Annotated in this window: 14 protein-coding genes; 8 read left to right on the top strand and 6 right to left on the bottom strand. The window is 64.0% G+C overall.

Annotated elements, in window-relative coordinates; genetic code table 11:
• The first annotated feature begins 140 nt into the window (after positions 1–140).
• From NKH22_RS13290 to NKH22_RS13270, 5 genes are all read left to right on the top strand, one after another.
• Positions 141–899 carry a PP2C family protein-serine/threonine phosphatase gene (locus tag NKH22_RS13290; protein ID WP_023692196.1) on the top strand — a complete coding sequence of 253 codons (759 nt, stop codon included), beginning with the start codon at positions 141–143 and terminating at the stop codon, positions 897–899.
• Positions 896–3,307, top strand: a complete 2,412-nt coding sequence (locus tag NKH22_RS13285) for a serine/threonine-protein kinase (protein ID WP_023714862.1) — start codon at positions 896–898, stop codon at positions 3,305–3,307. Before NKH22_RS13290 ends, NKH22_RS13285 begins: the two co-directional genes overlap by 4 nt.
• A gap of 11 nt (positions 3,308–3,318) precedes the next feature.
• Positions 3,319–3,780: a DUF1036 domain-containing protein gene (locus NKH22_RS13280; protein WP_050485828.1), complete on the top strand. Its 462-nt coding sequence runs from the start codon at positions 3,319–3,321 to the stop codon at positions 3,778–3,780.
• Positions 3,777–6,173, top strand: coding sequence for a M23 family metallopeptidase (locus NKH22_RS13275; protein ID WP_023818541.1), 2,397 nt, complete (start codon positions 3,777–3,779; stop codon positions 6,171–6,173). Before NKH22_RS13280 ends, NKH22_RS13275 begins: the two co-directional genes overlap by 4 nt.
• A gap of 265 nt (positions 6,174–6,438) precedes the next feature.
• The gene (locus NKH22_RS13270) at positions 6,439–8,052 is read left to right on the top strand and encodes a caspase family protein (protein ID WP_245260536.1); all 1,614 of its coding nucleotides are present in this window, start codon (positions 6,439–6,441) and stop codon (positions 8,050–8,052) included.
• Between the two features lie 79 nt (positions 8,053–8,131).
• Here the strand turns inward: NKH22_RS13270 and NKH22_RS13265 are convergent, their stop codons facing one another.
• The gene (locus NKH22_RS13265; protein ID WP_023732205.1) at positions 8,132–8,668 is read right to left on the bottom strand and encodes an OmpA family protein; all 537 of its coding nucleotides are present in this window, start codon (positions 8,666–8,668) and stop codon (positions 8,132–8,134) included.
• A gap of 229 nt (positions 8,669–8,897) precedes the next feature.
• Between NKH22_RS13265 and NKH22_RS13260 the strand changes: the two genes are divergently transcribed.
• Positions 8,898–9,461, top strand: coding sequence for a DUF6931 family protein (locus NKH22_RS13260; RefSeq protein WP_023820953.1), 564 nt, complete (start codon positions 8,898–8,900; stop codon positions 9,459–9,461).
• A 58-nt stretch (positions 9,462–9,519) separates the two neighbouring features.
• On the opposite strand, the gene NKH22_RS13255 is transcribed toward NKH22_RS13260, so the two are convergent.
• The 3 genes from NKH22_RS13255 to NKH22_RS13245 form a co-directional block, all read right to left on the bottom strand.
• Positions 9,520–10,776, bottom strand: coding sequence for a caspase family protein (locus NKH22_RS13255; protein WP_031197912.1), 1,257 nt, complete (start codon positions 10,774–10,776; stop codon positions 9,520–9,522).
• Between the two features lie 44 nt (positions 10,777–10,820).
• Positions 10,821–11,927: an OmpA family protein gene (locus NKH22_RS13250; RefSeq protein ID WP_023820951.1), complete on the bottom strand. Its 1,107-nt coding sequence runs from the start codon at positions 11,925–11,927 to the stop codon at positions 10,821–10,823.
• 139 nt (positions 11,928–12,066) lie between these two features.
• Positions 12,067–12,708: a ThuA domain-containing protein gene (locus NKH22_RS13245; protein WP_023820950.1), complete on the bottom strand. Its 642-nt coding sequence runs from the start codon at positions 12,706–12,708 to the stop codon at positions 12,067–12,069.
• A 257-nt stretch (positions 12,709–12,965) separates the two neighbouring features.
• Here NKH22_RS13245 and NKH22_RS13240 point away from each other — a divergent pair, with 257 nt between their 5' ends.
• Entirely contained in the window at positions 12,966–13,610 is a 645-nt protein-coding gene (locus tag NKH22_RS13240; RefSeq protein ID WP_023820949.1) for a YjbE family putative metal transport protein, read from the top strand.
• A 13-nt stretch (positions 13,611–13,623) separates the two neighbouring features.
• Here NKH22_RS13240 and NKH22_RS13235 read toward each other — a convergent pair whose 3' ends face one another.
• Entirely contained in the window at positions 13,624–15,009 is a 1,386-nt protein-coding gene (locus NKH22_RS13235) for an FAD-binding oxidoreductase (protein ID WP_352909738.1), read from the bottom strand.
• Between the two features lie 226 nt (positions 15,010–15,235).
• Here NKH22_RS13235 and NKH22_RS13230 point away from each other — a divergent pair, with 226 nt between their 5' ends.
• A complete protein-coding gene (locus tag NKH22_RS13230; protein ID WP_031197909.1) occupies positions 15,236–16,300 on the top strand; it encodes a LacI family DNA-binding transcriptional regulator in 1,065 nt (354 codons plus the stop codon).
• Here NKH22_RS13230 and NKH22_RS13225 read toward each other — a convergent pair.
• A complete protein-coding gene (locus NKH22_RS13225; protein ID WP_023820947.1) occupies positions 16,288–17,268 on the bottom strand; it encodes an alpha/beta hydrolase in 981 nt (326 codons plus the stop codon). The genes NKH22_RS13230 and NKH22_RS13225 overlap by 13 nt on opposite strands.
• Between the last annotated feature and the right edge of the window lie 2 nt (positions 17,269–17,270).

Below are 17,270 nucleotides of genomic sequence, written 5' to 3'. Positions count from 1 at the left end.
GGACCAGCGATTGCAGGACGCAGAGACAGCGGCGGCACCACACCGTCCGTCATCAGCGGCTTAGATTTCGATACTCTAATGAATGGGGCTGTGGCAGACTGGCCAGGCACGTCAGCCAAGGCGTTGCGGAGCGTAGGCAAGTGAACGATGCCGCCTTTGAGAGCTACGGCGTGAGCCACAAGGGCTGCGTGCGCGACCACAATGAGGACAGCTTTCTGGTCGAGCCGCGGATCGGCCTCTGGGTGGTGGCCGACGGCATGGGCGGGCACGAGGCCGGAGAAGTCGCTTCGGCAAGCATTGTCGAGCATCTGGCGACGATCGGCATCGCCAGTTCGGCGCCGGATCTGCGCGCCCGCTTTGAGGATCGGCTGAACCGGGCGCATGCCGAGATCCGCCGGATTTCGCGCTCACGCGGCGTGACCATCGGCTCCACCGTTGCCGCACTGCTGGCCATGGACGGCAGGTTCGCCTGCCTGTGGTCGGGCGACAGCCGCGTCTATCTCGTGCGCAACGCCGCGATCTCGCAGATTTCGCGCGACCACACCGAGGTCCAGGAACTGCTCGACAGCGGCGCGATCAGCGCGGCCGAAGCGGAGAACTGGCCGCGCCGCAACGTCATCACCCGCGCCATCGGCGTCAACGACGAAATCGCCATCGACTTCCAGCAGGGAGAGACCCTTGCCGGCGACATTTTCATCCTCAGCACGGACGGCCTGACGGCGCATGTCAGTGACGCGGAGATTGCGGCTGCAGTGCTCTCGGCAGCGCCGCAGGCTGCCTGCGAAAAGCTGCTTTCCATGGTGCTTGAGCGCGGCGGCACGGACAACGTCACCATCGTTCTGGTCAAGATCAGAGACAAAGGCAATGGCCTGTCCCGAGCAGAAGGCCGCGACCGATGAGCTCCGACGACAAGACCCGGCTATTGCCCAACATGGCGGATACCAGCGTCGGCACGCAGCTCAGCGGCATCTACGAGCTCGACGAACGAATCGCGTCGGGCGGCATGGGCGAAGTCTATCGCGGCCACAACATCCAGACCGGCGATCATGTCGCGATCAAGATCGTGCTGCCGGAATTCGCCCGCGATCAGACGATCCTGTCGCTGTTTCGCAAGGAAGCCTCGATCCTCAACCATCTGTCGCATGACGCGGTCGTGCGCTACCACGTCTTCACCATAGATCCCGGCATCGGGCGGCCCTATCTGGCGATGGAATTCGTCGACGGCCAGTCGCTGTACGACGTCATGCGCGGCGGGGCGATGGCGACTCCGGATGTGCGCAAACTGTGCCACCGGCTAGCCTCGGGCCTGAGCGCCGTGCACCAGGCCGGCGCCATCCACCGCGATCTGTCGCCCGACAACATCATCCTGCCGGGCGGCCGGGTCGAGCGGGCAAAGATCATCGATTTCGGCATTGCGCGATCGGCCGCGGTCGGTGGCGAGACGCTGATCGGCGGCAAGTTTGCCGGAAAATACAATTACGTCTCCCCCGAGCAACTCGGGCTCTATGGCGGCGAGGTCAGCGAACAGTCCGACATCTACAGCCTGGGGCTGGTGCTGGCGGCGGCGCTGCGCGGCAAGCCGATCGATATGGGCGGCTCGCAATACGAGATCGTCGAAAAACGGCGGACCGTCCCTGATCTCTCCGGCATCGATGCCGATTTCAGGGACATTGTCGAAGCGATGCTGCAGCCTGACCCGGATGATCGACCGGCCAGCATGGCCGAAATCGCCCGGTTGACGCGCGACGACAGCGACGCGACCTTGCCGCCGGCATCGCTCGCGCCCCGGCCCGGTCTGCCGCGAACCGGGCAGACCGCAGGGCCTGTCTCGAAGGTCGGGGACTCGCCGGCCCAAGGCTTCGGTTCGGCCCCGCCAAGCGGCACGGCGGAGCCGTCTTTCGTGCCGCACGTGCGCCCGGCGCACCTGTCGCACCCGAAACCGGCTGCTGAAACTCCCAAGCGAGCAAGCACACCACCGAAGCGTGCTACTACAGGCAGAAATCTGACGATCGCGGTGCTGTCGGCGGTGGCCGTGGTATCGCTTGGAGGGCTCTATGCATCGGGTATCGTGGGATTCGGAGACCGGCCTCGCGTCACCGACACCGGCAAGCCGCTCCAACCCGAACTGACAAAGCCGATCGTCGCTGACAAGCCCGTTTCGGACACTGCGCCGGTCGAGAAGACGGTGCCAAAGCCGCAACCAGCGGAGACTCCGGCTGAAGATCAGGCCAAAGCGCCGGTCGAGCCGCAGCCGACGCCGCCAGTCGCGTCGAGCGCCACGGCCCCGCTGCCGGCCGCACCAACCGACAAGACCGTCGCGCTGCAACCGCCATCCGGCCCGTCACAGTCCGATGCCGCGAAGAACCCCGAGCCTGTCAGTCCGCCGGTAGAGCCCAAGGCGACAGCGCCAGCCACGCAAACACCTGAACCGACGGCCGAGGCCCCCAAACCCACAGCACCGACGCCGGAACCCACCGCTCAAGCGCCCGAGCCCAAGGCGCAGGCGCCTGAACCGACCGCGCAGGCGCCCAAGCCGGACACGCAGGCGCCTGAACCGACCGCGGAGCCTAAGCCGAGCCAGCCCGATATCGCCAGCGGTGAGCAGGCCGACAAGCCGGCAGAGCCCGACATTGCCATGAACGTGCCCAAGCCGGAGGTGCCGCCACCGGCCGATGCGGCCGCGGAGCGGGTCACCTGGGTACGCGCCTTCAATGGTGGTGATTGTTTTTTTGCGACGGTGACGTCGGTCGCCGACAAGGGTGTCGCGATCGAGGGCTTCGGCACGTCGGTGCCACCCTTCGAACAGTTGCTTGGGGAATTCCAGGCGAAGTTCCATGTCGAGCCGGATATCAGCGTCCGCCTTATCCAGCCCCCGCAATGCGGGATCACCGGCTTCCTGCGTTTCATGGGCGCGAGCACGGCCGACAGGCCGCAGCTTGTCCTCGACCAGACATCGGTGCCGGACGGCTCGCCGATCGACGGCACGCTGATGACGCATGGCGGGCTGGTGTCGAGCGTGTTCCTGATCGACCACAGGGGCATCGCGTTCAACCTCGACGATCATGTTGTCGTACAAGCCGACAAGGCGACCTTCTCGATCCCGATCGGGCTCGGCGCCGCCGACAAGGCGGCAGGCAAGGCGTTGCCGCAGATCATCATGGTGATCACCGGGCCGCAGGACATTAAGGCGGCGGACTTCACAACGCCGACGCCGGCCTCGGTGCTGTTGCCCAGGATCCTCGACGAGATCGGCGCCAGGAGTTCGGCATTTTCGGCGACCGCCAAATACTTCCGCCTCGGCGGCTAGCACCGACGCCGATGCAACGCCGTCGCCGAGATCCCGTCCTGCTTGCCCGGAACGTGCGCGTGAAGCTCGCCGCGAGCGCGGTCGCGACGCTGTTGCTGGCGCTTCTTTCCACCGGGCATGCGCGCGCCGAATTCACCGTCTGCAACCAGACGCTCGACGTCGTCAATCTTGCCGTCGGTCAGAAGGTCGACGATGCCGACCAGACCGATGGCTGGTGGACCATCGGCGCCAATCAATGCGTCAACGTCATTCGCGAGGAGCTGACCAACCGCTACATCTACATCTACGCGACGGATGTCTTCGGCCACGCCATTCTGGCAGGCTCCACCGACATGTGCATCGAGCGGCGGCGGTTCTCGATCCGCGGCATCGATGAATGCTGGCAGCGCGGCCATATCGCGGCGAAGTTTCTCGAAGTCGACACGCAGGAACAGGTGCGCTGGACCTTCTTCCTGACCGGAAGCGCACCGTGACGCACAGCATCGACACCAGCTTCAAGGCAAAGAAGCAGGCGCGCGCCGCGCTACGCAGGCGCAGGATCTGGCTCGGGCTGGCGGCTGGCCTGGCGACAATCGTCCTCGCCGCGATTGCCACCGGCTTCTATCTTACCGCCGACTACTGGTCGTTCCGCGACGAGGACGAGGAACTGCATGCCGTCGAAGACTCGGACGACGTGCCGGCCGACGCATCGGTCTACGTGCCGGCCATCATCGACCTTGCCGGCGACCCGATGTGGATCACACTGGCGCCGGAGGCGGGCGCCGCCAAGAGCCGCGGGATGCCGCGCCCGACGGAGCTCGACCAGGCCGGCATCTCCCCTCAGATCATGGTTCTCTCCGACGTGATGCTGAGCGCCAGCGAAAAATTCATGACGACGATCCCCTCGACGCAGGAGGATTTCGCCTTCTTCCAGGCGCAGCGGAAGACCGCGGTCGCGCCACCCGCCGAACCCAACGATCCGCAGAATGACCTGCAGAACGATCTTCAACCATCGCCCGGCGCGGACGGGGCTCCGGCGGCCTCCGGCCCAGCTCCTGACCCGCAGGCTGCTCCGGGTGCATCGGCGGCGGCCGATGACCCCGAGGCCGGCTGGGGCGAGACCATCGATGAGGGCGAAGCAGCACTCCCCGCCTTTCAGAAGACAGCGGTCGAAAACAACACCAGCGTTGCCAACGTCAGCTCGGAATATCAGCGCTTCGAGGCGACCGAGGACATTTTCGTGAAAATCCTCAACGACCGCAGCCTGGACAGCGTGGCGCTCGATGCGCATTTTTCCGCCGACGACGCAAAGCTTGCCGGCGAGGCGCTGAAGGCGCTGTTCGACAAGGACGGCCTGCAGCCTGGTTATGTCGTGGCGATGCGCGGCTTTAGGCCGACGCGCGAGACCACGACGATGTCGCTGATGCAGGTCTCGATCTACGCCAGGAACGTCTTTGTCGGCACGCTGACACGCAACGCGGCCGGTGCCTTCGTGTCGGGCGTCGACCCGTGGGTGCGCGAGGACCTGTTCAATTATTCGGGCGCCGAGACCGAAGGCACGCAGAAACGGCAATACCGCCTGCTCGACGCGATCTATTCGACGGCGGCCCGCAACAATGTGCCGAGCGGCATCATTGGCGAAGCCATCATGTATCTGTCGCGGGGACAGGATCTGGATGCTTTCGCCAGCGAGGACCAGCGTCTTGTGCTGATCTATTCGCAGACGCCGCGCGGCAAGAACGAGACCGACGGACGGGTGCTCTATGTCGGTATCCAAGGCACGCAAAAGAGCTTGGATTGTTTCGTTTTCCAGCAGAGCGACGGCCAGTTTTCCTGCGTCTCGGGCGATGACCAGGTGCGCTCGCTGACGGTGGCCAACGGCATGGTGACGCCGGTCAACGGTGTCATGACGTCGACCTTCGGGCCGCGCAAGCATCCGATCCTGGGCGTTGTTCGCATCCATAAGGGCGTCGACTGGGCAGCACCCGTGGGGACGCCGATCGCCGCAGCCTTCGACGGCGAGATCATCTTCCAGGGCGACGGCGGCGGCTACGGCAATGTGGTCAAAATCGCCCATGGCGGCGGCCGCGAGACGCGCTACGCGCATATGTCGAAATTCGCCATTGCCAGCGGTGTCGGCACCAAGGTGAAGGCCGGCGACATCATCGGCTATATCGGCACCACCGGCCTGTCGACCGGGCCACATTTGCATTTCGAACTCTATCAGAGCGGTCAGGCGATCGATCCGCTCGGAACAGTGACCGCTGCAATCGCCGTCACTTCCAGCGATCCCGCCGTCGAAACGCTGACCGACCGTATCGTCCACGTCGAATCGGGCGGTAGCGCGCGGGCCAAGAACCCGCTGTCTTCGGCAACAGGCGCCGGCCAGTTCATATCCAAGACCTGGATCCGGATGATGAACACCTATCGTCCCGAACTGGCGCGCTCGCTGTCGACCGCAGACCTGCTCGCTTTGCGCTACGACGCCACCATCTCGCGTGAGATGGTGCGCAATCTGGCGCGCGAGGGCGAAGCCTATCTCAAGGCGCGCGGCCATCAGATTACCGCCGGCCGGCTCTATCTCTGCCATTTCCTCGGCATGGAAGGCGCACATCAGGTGCTGGCGTCGCCGGGATCGGCGCAGTTGAGCGCCGTGCTCGGCTCGTCCGTTATCCAGGCCAACCCGTTTCTTGCCGGCAAGACCGCCAGCTACGTCGTCGACTGGGCGGAACGGAAGATGGGCCGCAAATTGCCGACGCCCGCCACCACCGATGCGGGCCAGCAGACGACGACGGAAGTCCGCCAGACATCGCCGGAGTTCGAAAAATACAAGCAGGCGATAACGGCACTGGTCGGCTCGATCCAAAATACTCTTGAGCCGGGCTAGAGCTGGCAGTTCGCCCCGGCTTTCGCCAAGCCGATTGGTTCTGAGGCCGGCGAATGGTATGTTTGCGGATATTTGGGAAGGTTTTTGGGTCCTTGTGAACCAAAACTGTGGCTGGGATCACATACGCCCAACAGCCATTTTGGCAGAAGCGATACAGTCGCTGGTGAAATTTAGCATGCGCAGCCATCAATAACGCGCCCCATTGGGGCGGAGGGCCGATCCCATGAAAGCGTTTGCCGTCCTTTTGAGCGGATTTTTTCTGTTAATGCTGACCGCGCTTGGCACCGTCCAGGCGGCGGCGCCGGATGCCGGGGGCGTCAAACGCGTCGCGCTGGTCATCGGCAACAGCAAATACGTCCATGCCGTCGAATTGCCCAATCCGGCCAATGACGCGCATCTCATCGCATCGACGCTGCGCAATGCCGGCTTCGAGGTGATCGAGGGCGTCGACCAGGACAATGCCGGCATGCACAGCCTGATCAGCAAATTCACCGAGCAGTCCTACGATGCCGACCTCGCCGTCATTTTCTATGCCGGCCACGGCATGCAGGTCGACGGCAAGAACTTTTTGATCCCGGTCGACGCCGAACTGACGTCACCTGCCTATCTCAAGACCCGCACCGTCCAGATCGACGACTTCATGGCCGCATTGCCACCCGACCCGGCGGTCGGCGTCATCATCCTCGATGCCTGCCGCGACAATCCGCTGGCACGCACACTGGCGGCCGCGATGCCGAAGACCCGCTCCACCGCGCTGGGCACCGGCCTGGCGCCGATCGACCCTAAATCAGAGGGCGTCGGCACCGGCGGCATCCTGATTGCCTATGCCACCGACCCGGGCGCCATCGCCTTTGACGGCAACGGCGTCGACAGCCCCTACTCGACCGCGCTCGCCAGGCACCTGACCGAACCCGGCGTCGAGATCCAGAGCGCGCTGACGCGGGTGCGCGGCGAAGTGGCCGAGACCACGCAAGGCCGCCAGCGGCCATGGCACAACGCATCGCTGGGCCGCGAGGTTTTCCTTGGCAAACCGGCCGCCCAAGCCGCGCCGGTGGTAAAACCGGCCGCCGATGACGCGAACGCCGCGGCAGCGCCCGCCCCTGCACTCGTCACCAGCGAACCGCCTTCGTGGGAAGTCGAGCAGCGGCTTTGGGACGAGGCCTCGAAGCGCAACACCGCGCCATTCTACGAAGCCTATCTCGAACAGTTCCCGAATGGCCGCTTCGCCACGGTGGCGCGGCTCAACATCGCTGCGCTGAACGATCCGAAAGCCCAGGAACGGCAGGTGGCAGCGCTCGATGCCGACGAAGCGAACTCGGGTTCTGCCGTGCGCACCTCGGTCGGCATTTCGGACGACATGAAGAAGGTGCTGGGCACCGAGGCGACGGAGAACGCGATCGGTCTCGATCGCCAGGGCCGCATCGACCTGCAATTGCGCGTCGAGGCGCTGGGCAACGAGCTTGGCCGCGTTGACGGCAATATCGGCGCCAAGACCCGGCAAGCGATCGGCGACTGGCAAGAGGGGAACGGGCTGCCTCCGACCACCTTCCTGACGCGCGAGCAACTGGCGTTCCTGGTTATCCAGACGGATCCGATGATGGAGGCCGTGCGTGCCAAGCATGAGGCCGACCAGGCCGGCGTGGACAAGCCGAAAAAACAGGTGGTGCAGAAGGCCCGCACGCTGAAGCCGGTGGCGGAAAAGCCACGCAAGAAGCAGTACGCCCAGAAGCCGCGCCGGCAACAGCAGTTCGTGCAGAAAAGGCGCAACCGGGAGGTCGTGCGCGAGGATGAGCCGCCGCCGCGGGACAATAATGATTTCCTGACCAAGGCGCTGATCTTCGGCACCGGCGTAGCGGTCGGCGGCGTGCTCAAGAACTGATCGATCATATCGAACAACAAAAACGCCGCGTGTCCGTTGGACGCGCGGCGTTGATGGCCGGAAGACGCAGCCGGCGAAGCTACTGAGCCTTGATCCGCATCTCGACCCGGCGATTGACGGGATCGTAGGGGTCGGGGTTGCGTGGATTGGCCTCGCCGAGACCGACCGCCTTGATGCGGGTGGATTCGATGCCGTTGGATTCGAGGAAGGCCGTCACCGACTGCGCCCTGCGCTGCGACAGCCCCTCGTTGTAGGTCGCCGAGCCGGATGCGTCGGTATAGCCTTCGACGACGAAGGACAGCTTGCTCAGCCGATCGTCCTTCAGCGCCTTGGCGAATTCGTCGAGTTCGCTGCGCGCCTTGGCGTCGAGCTCGGACGAATCCAGGCTGAAATTGATCAGCATATCGAGGCCGGTCTTCTCCGGAGGCTTTTCTTTCTGGCCGGTCTTGCTCTTGCACTCGTCCTCGGTGCCGACACAAATCCCGCGTGCCGCGCCGTGATCGATCGTGCCGGCAAAGAACTTCACAATGTCTTCCGATTTCTGAAGTGGGTCGGCATAGACGTGGGTCGAGAAAAGCACGGTCGCCAATGCCAAGACTGAAATGTGCCGCTGCATAACGGTTACTCCCGTTTCGAGCATCCGATTTTCACTCAGGCCCGATCCATGGATCCGGGCCAACTCTTCCTGTTCGACAATGATCTGTCGAGATCACGGTCGGCTGTGGAATATACCAAACCGTGAGGCGTTTGTCTGTGAACAACGTCATGGACATGTGGTGGTCGACAGACTTGACCCGCGCCTCGCAGGCGGGTTGAGTGAGGGCTTGGGGAGGATAACAGCAGCGATGGTCAACGGGCTTCGATTCCAGACCGCACGCGATCTCTTCGCCGCGACCACGGCTGTCGCCCGGGACATGACGGCCGTTCCGACCGACCAACCCTCGCTCGAGTTCTGCCGCCGGCTGATGGCCGGGCGCATCCCCGAGGAAGCGATTACCTTTTGCGCCTATCTCCTGCCTGACCGGGCCGCAATCTGGTGGGGCCATGAGTGCCTGGGGCATCTGACCGAGCTGCTCGAAGAGCAGGACCTCGCAACGCTGGCACTGATCCAGGAGTGGGTCGGCGACCCCAACAATGCAAGCCGCCGGGAGGCTGTCGCCGGGGCGGCGATGACGCAGCAGCACACGCCTGCCGGCTGGATCGCGCTCGCGGCGCAACGGCATATCAATGGCCTGGCGGAGCAGGCCAACGGGTCGAGGCTGCGGCCGCTGCCGGCTGCGCATGCCGTCAATGCCGGCATACTGGCCGGACTGGCGCGGGTTGCGGTGGCGGACCGTTTCTCCGTGCTCACCGCCTTTGTCGAGATGGGCATCCATCTGGCCGAAACCGAGGCGCTGCGCCGAGCCTGATTGCTCTGGATCGTGATGAGATTTCATTGAAATCTGATCCAACCCATTGTTGGCGGTCTCATTTGCAGCCGTTTTGCGCCCATTTGCCGAGTGCCACCTTGAAGCGCGTGCCCAGCGGGTGTTGCAGGCGCAACACCGAGACATCATTGGTGACGTAGGTCTTGGCCTGGTCGCACAGCCGCTCCTCGGTCCATTGATGACAGTTGCTGCACTGGTTGTCCCAGACGGACTTTTCCAGGCCCTCGACCGGACTGAAGTGCGGCTTGCCCTGGATGAGTTGGGCGATGCTCTTGCCGTCGATCGCCGGGTCGCCGAAATTGACCGGAACGTCGAAAAGGACTGGCGCGTCCGAGCCCAGCTTCGGAATTTCCTCACGCAGCTGTTCCAGCGCCTGCTCGCCGGCGTCCGTACCCGGCGGATTGGCGGCCGCGCCGGTGCGCGCCTGCGTATCGCCTTCGGGCGCAGCCGCGCCGGAATCGCCGACGATCAGCGGCGCCTTGAGATCGACCTTGTGAAGCACGACATCGGTGGTCAGCGAAACGTTGACCCAGGGCTGCTGGCGTCCGGCTGTGGCCTTGAACACATCCGACGTAACCCGGTTCATCGCTTCGGTGATCGAGACGTTGACCTCGCCGATATGGGCAAGCAGCGCCGCCGAAAATGGCGAGTGCTCGCCCGGTCCGTCATAGGCGAGCTGGTTGGGACTGGCAGCGAAGGCGACCAGCGTGCCGGCGCCGCCATTCTCGATCGGTATTTCGGCAAGGCCGCTGCTTGCCGTGCTGTCGCCGCCAGTCTCCTTGGCAAGTACATCGGCGAGCGGGTTGTCGCGGCAGGCGTCGAGGAACACCAGCCTGATGCTGGTCTCGCGCGACATCTGCCGCAGGATGAAGTCCACCTGCACGGCTTCAAAGTCGAGCGAGGTCTCGTCCCCCAGCGCCGCATCGACAGGCAGCAGGTAATTCCTGCCCGAGACCTGCAGGCCATGACCGGCATAGAAGAACAGCGCGATATCGGCGCCACGCACCTGCCGCGCGAATTGCGCGATCTTTTCCTGCGTCTGCGCCTTGGTGAGATCGAGGCCGGAGACGATTTCGAAGCCCAGCCCCTTCAGGCGATCGGACATTGCCTGCGCATCGTTCACCGGATTGGGCAGCACCGGCGCGTTCCGGTAATGGGAATTGCCGAGCACCAGGGCGATGCGGCGTTCGGCACTGGCCGCGGTCATGGTAATGGTCATGGTCAACGCAAGCGCCAGCACGGCGAGGCCGATGCCGCGCATGAAGTTGCCGCAACTTGCAATGATGTCCAAACGCACCGGATTCCTTTTCGGTTGACGGGCCTTCTCAGTTAAGGACCGGCTCAGTTGGAGAGCGGCGTGGCGGAGAACTCGATCCGCCGGTTCAGCGCCTTGTTCTTCGGCGTATCGTTCGGCGCCACCGGCTTTTCCTCGCCATAGCCGGAAGCCGTGATCTGCGCCGATGGAATGCCCGCAGCGATGATCGCGTCGGCGACCGCCTTGGCGCGCCGTTCCGACAGGTTCTTGTTGGCCGTCGGCGAGCCGTCGGAATCGGTATGGCCCGAAACCTCGACCTTCAGTTTCGGACATTTGCCGACGACGCCGACCACCTCGGCCAGCAGCGGGCGGCTCTTTTCATCGAGCCGAGCGCTGGCTGGGCGAAAATAGACGGCGCCGGTGCGCGACAGCACCTCGAACCTGTTCAGGCATTCATCGTCGCTGAAGGACATCTTGCCTGCATCTGTGGCGACCGGCCCGGCATCGGCTGGGGCTGCGGCCGCGACGGCAGGCGTGGCCGCAGGCTTGGCGCCATCAGCGGTGAAGACGAAGTCGAACGACACCGAAGCCGTCGGGACGATGCTGCTGACATTGGCCGCCTGCTGGAGTTTTTCGATGTTGGGCAACAGGCCGAAATCCTCGACATGCACGGCGACCGGCGCCTCCGAGGCGATCGACACCATGCTGTCGGTGATCATGGTGACCACGACATTGGCCTCAAGGTCCTTGTCGACGCCGTGCAGGCTCAGGCGAAACGGGATATGCGCGCTCATGCGCCGTTTGGTGGCGAGATCGGCAAAAGCGGCGGGATCGACTTTCGCCGTCACTTCCGCCGTCGGGAATTTGAAGGTTTCGAAGAACAGGAAGCGCATGCGGACATTGCGAAGGTCGATACCGGTGTCGACCGAGTTGAGGTCGAACGTGACCTTGGCGGCGCCATCCGATGTCAGCGTGCCCGAGAGGTTCCTGATCTTGTTGGTTTCGACAATGGTGTTCTTCTTCACCGATTGATAGGTGAGTGTCGAATTCGCCGGATCGAGCGTCCAGTTCGGCTGCGCGTTGGCCGCCTGCGGCGCAAGCAGCAACAGACCGAACACCACGACCACCAGAGCGGGCGGACGCCAGCGCTGCGACGACTTTCCATGCCTTACTAATCCGACGACCCCGAACATGCATGCCCCCCGTGACAACACATTTCAGTTGCGATGACGGCGGTCGAATGCCGTGACCTCAGCCAGCATAGTGCGTTAGCCGCGGCTTAGCGAGTAGCGGGGGCGTAATATCGCCGTTGCTTGCTTGGACAGGCCCCGGTTACCGGCTGGCCCACAGCACCCCACGCTCGAAGATGGTGCGCATTTGCGGCACGGAAAACTCATCCGCGGTGTGGCCGAGCGCGCTGAAGAAGACGCGGCCCTTGCCGTAGCGGCGCTTCCAGACCACGGGCATGACGACGCCGTCGATGAAATCGAGATGCTCACCGCTGAACGTCGTCGTCGCCAGCACCTCGTTGCTCGGGTCGACATGCATGTAATACTGCTCGGAATGGTAGGCGAAACCCTCGATACCCCTGACGATCGGATCGTCGCTGATGATGTCGACACGGTAGTCGATGATGTCGCCGGGGTGCGCGACCCAATGGCCGCCGGTCATGAACTGATAGTTCGGCTCGTTGCGAAAACTGTCGCCCATTGTGCCGTGGAAGCCGGCAAGGCCGGTTCCGCCGCTGACGGCGGCGGTGAGGTTTTGCAGCTCCGGTTTCTCGATCGTCGACATGGTGATCACCGGCACGATCAGATCGATGACCGGGAGCTGCGGATCGGCGAGCGCGGATGTGCCCTCTTCTATCCGCACCTCGAAGCCATGCCCGGTCAATATCTCGCTGACGACAGCGGCGCTGCGGGCCGGCGTGTGACCCTCCCATCCGCCCCAGAAAATCAGTGCCGTCTTGCTCATGCTCGTCTCTCCTTTGGTGGGCAATATTGATAGGCAAGCGGAACGCTTTTGTCTTCCCTTCCATGATGGGCATTCTGGGACGGGCATTTCTGGTCGGAAATCACGACCCGGCGATGAATTCCGTGGATGAGAACCGATTGGCCGCGCTGGCGTCTTGTTTCAATGCCGGGCTGCACTCAAATCAGCTGTCTTCGCGTTTGCGCAGACATCGGTCCGATCCGCCGCAACCAGCCGGAGCCTTCCGGGGAGACCGCTCTATGAGTTTCGACCAGACGACTGTCGCCACTTATCTTGAAGTCATCACCATCAACCTTGTGCTGTCTGGCGACAATGTCGTGGTGATCGGCATGGCGGCCGCAGGCCTTGCCAAGGCGTTGCGGCAGAAGGCGATCATCGCCGGCATTGCCGCGGCGGCGGTGATCCGCATCGTCTTTGCGGTGATCGCGGTGCAGCTGCTTGAAATTCCGGGGATCATGCTGGTCGGCGGCATGCTTTTGTTCTGGGTGTGCTGGAACATGTTCCAGGAGTTGCGCTCGGCCGGCGACGGCGAGGACGTCGACACTGAAGCCGCAGCACTTGCGACGGCGCGGCCGGCCAAGGCGCTGCGCACCGCGATCCTGCAGATCGTCGTCGCCGATGTCTCGATGTCGCTGGACAATGTGCTGGCCGTGGCGGGCGCCGCCGCCCACGACCTGAATGCGCTGGTGTTCGGTCTCATCCTGTCGGTGGTTCTGATGGCGGTCGCCTCGACGCTGGTGGCGGCGCTGCTTGCCAGGTATCGCTGGATCGGCTGGCTCGGTCTGGCGATCATCGTCTATGTCGCGGGAAATATGACTCTGGACGGCATCGAGCAAATGAGAACGGTCGACTTCCACGCGCTGCTCTCGCCAGTTGCAAGCTAGATCCTCCTGGCGATCAAATGATATCGAAAATCCGCCCTGGGTTGAGAATGTTGTGCGGATCGAACGCCACCTTCAGCCGGCGCATGGCTGATAGTTCGGCGTCGCTGCGCACGAGGTTCAGCCATTTCTTCTTGTCGAGGCCGATGCCGTGCTCGGCCGAGACGGCGCCACCGCATGCCGCCACGCCGCGATAGATGATCTCATAGGCGGCCGCCGGTTCCGTGGTGTCGACCTGATAGTGCAGATTGCCGTCGCCGAGATGGCCGAAGACGTAGATCTCGGCGCTGCTGTCGACGGCGTGGATCGCGGCTTCGGCGTTGCGCAGGAAATCCGCCATGGTCGCCAACGGGATGCTAATGTCGACGCCGATCATGCCCTCGATCGCAAACAGGAAGCGGTTGGCCTCTTCGCGCACATCCCATAGCGCACGGAATTCGCGCGGCGACTGCGAGACGACCACGTCGGCGACGATGCCGTCTTCGACCGCCTGCATCAGCACCGAAGCGAAATGCTCGCCGTCCAGCTCGGCCTGGTTGCCCTGGATCTCGGCCAAAACATAAACCGGCGCGCCGGCAGGCAGCGGCGCCGGCGCGGCCATGCCGGCAATCATGGCGCCGTAGAGCGGCGAGAAATTCACCTCATAGGCTGACAGCAAGGGACCGAGCCGCTGCTTGAGCAGGTCGAGCAGCGCAATGGCCGCCCCCAGCGAGCCAAGCGCGCAGAATGCGGCAACCTCGGTGGCGGGCTTGGGATGCAACCGCAGGCATGCGCGAGTAACCACGCCCAGCGTGCCTTCGCTGCCAATGAAAAGCTGGTTGAGATCGTATCCCGAATTGTCCTTGGCCAGGCCACGCAACGAAGTCAGGATCGAGCCGTCGGCAAGCACGGCCTCCAGCCCCAGAACCTGGGCGCGGTACATGCCGTAGCGCAGCACGCGAATGCCGCCGGCATTCGTGGCGATGTTGCCGCCGACCGTCGCCGTGCCGCGCGCGCCGATATCGACGCCGAACATCAGGCCGGCTGCATCGGCCGCTTCCTGCACCATTTGCAGCGGCGCGCCGGCCTCTGCGATGATGGTTGCCGCGGCGCGGTCGGGCGCTCCGACCGCGGTCATGTGCTCCAGCGACAGCACCGCTTCGCCCGGCTGCACGCGCGCGCCGCCTGCCAGCCCGGTGCGGCCACCATGGACGACCAGCTTCTGGCCGATACCACTGCATAGGCGCAGGATTTCGGCGACGTCGGCGGCGTTGCGCGGACGCAAGACCAGTTCGGGCTGGCCGCCGCCCTTGCCGGAGAGGTCGTCGCTGTAGCGCGGATCGATAGCATCGCCGATCACAACCGCGGCGGCATCGAGCCGACGATAAAGCTGGGAAAGAAGCCGATCGATCTGTTGTGTCATGGTGCCTGGACTGTTTCAGCGCTCTTTGTGACCGAGACTTTGATGCGCGACAATTTTCGCGTCAATTGAACAAATTTACGCACGGTATAATCTGTCATTGCGCGTTGAACCCACTGACGTTTCCTGTAAATTTCGTCTGCCGTTGCGTGGCGGACGCGCCGGCTGCAGGACCGTGGGCAGCGTCAAGGGATGACCGAGGTTCTGGCGCGTGCCAGACGAGGATTGAATGCCAATGACGCACAAGACGATGGAGGATTTCGCCCGCTCCTGCGGCGTCTCCAGGCCGACGCTGTCGAAATATTTCGACGATCCGACCAGCGTGAAGCCGGCAACGCGCAAGCGCATCGAAGAGGCGTTGCGGTCGTCCGACTACCAGCCCAATCTGTTTGCCCGCAACCTCAACCGCAAGCGCACCCGCGCCATCGGCATTGTCGTACCGACGGTCACCGATCCCTTCTATTCCGAAATGGTCAGCCGCATCGAGCTCAGGCTGCGCGACGAGGGCTACTGGCCGATCGTCATCTCCTCGCATGGCTCAACCGAGCTCGAAATGGAGGCGACACGTACCATCCTGTCGCTGAAAGTTTCGGGCGCGCTGATCGCGCCGCTCGGCTTGCGTTCGGACCGGCGCACGCTGGAGAAGCTGACCCAGACAATGCCGGTCGTCTATTTCGACACCTATCTTGAAGGCGGCACGCCCTTTGTCGGCAACAACAATGCCCAGAGCGTCTCGACCATCGTCGACTATCTCTGCCGCTCCGGCGACGCCCCGATCTATTTCGACATCCCGCATGTCAATCACAATTCGCCGGAGCGCCTGAACAGTTACGTCGCCGCGATGCGTCAGCTTGGCCAGGAGCCGGTGGTTATCGGCAACACCCGAGACTACACATGGGATTTCGAGCGCATCGGCTACGAGCAGATGGAACAGATGCTCGGGGCCAGCGGCCTGCCGGGCAAGACCAGAGGCCTGCCCGGCAAGACCGGGGGTCTGCCCGGCAAGACCATACTGTGTGCGAATGACCGCCTGGCCTTCGGCGTGATGGCGGCAGCCTTCGCGAAAGGGCTGAAGATCGGCCGCAAGGCCGATTGCGACCTGCGTATCGCCGCCCATGACGACCATCCGCTGAGCCGCTACACCTGCCCCGCACTGACCACCATCGCGCAGGATTTTGCCGCCATGGCGGGGCGCAGCGTCGAGACACTGCTCGCTTTGCTCAACGAGGATAGGGCAAACGTCGCGCCGAAGGTCAGCCTCGACGCCGCCCTGGTGATGCGTCAGTCCGCTTGAGCCTTTCCAAAGGCAGGATCGAAGCTTCGCCACGCGGCAATGGCGGCGGCAACCGCCTGTCTCGCTGCCGGGCCGTGACGGCCCATCGAGACGAAGCCGTGGATCTGACCGGGCCAGTGTTCCAGCACGACGGGCACGCCGGCCTGCTGCAGACGCCTGGCATAGGCCCCGCCTTCGTCGGCGAGGATGTCGTGACCGGCGATGGCGATGAAGGTGGGCGGCGCACCGGCGAGGCTTTCCGCCTTCAGCGGTGAGGTACGCCAGTCGCCGATGTCGGCGGCATTGCGGATATAATGGTCGCGGAACCAGGCCATGGTCGAGGCGGTCAGGCCAAAGCCTATGGCGAAGCGGCGATAGCTGTCCGTCGTCTGCCCGGCATCGGTGTTGGGATAAAACAGCAGCTGCGCTGCCGGCGGATTTTTGTCCCCCCGCGTGAGCAGGCCGAGCACCGTAGCGAGATTGCCGCCGGCGCTGTCGCCGGCAACCGCAATGCGGGCAGCCTCGATGCCGAGCTCGTCCGCGGCGCTTTGCATGTAAGCAAGTGCCGCTCGGCAATCCTCTATTGCCGCCGGGAACTTGTGTTCCGGCGCCAGCCGGTAGTCGACGGAAACGACGACAGCGACTGCCTCGTTGGCGAACCAGCGGCAGATCTCGTCATGCGAGTCGAGATTGCCGATCACCCAGCCGCCGCCATGGAGATAGAGCAGCGCCGGAGCGCCTGCCGAAGGCGCGCCCTGCCCGCGATAGATCCTGAGCCTCAGCGGACCGCCGGGTCCTGCAATGATGCGCTCGCTGATCGACGCGACCAGCTCGCGCTCGCCTTGCAGGGTCGGGAAGCCTTCATTGTAGGCACGGCGCGCCTGCTCAGGCGTTCCCGTTTCGAACGGCGGCGCGCCGGCCTGGCTGCCGAGCTCGAGCACATGCCGGGCCTCCGGATCGAGTGTCGACGGGGACGGTGGCGATGTCACGG

It is taken from the genome of Mesorhizobium sp. M1252 (assembly GCF_040318265.1).
Taxonomy (GTDB): Bacteria; Pseudomonadota; Alphaproteobacteria; order Rhizobiales; family Rhizobiaceae; genus Mesorhizobium.
Note: the sequence above shows the minus strand (reverse complement) of the source record. Positions and strands in the feature narration are given on the sequence as shown.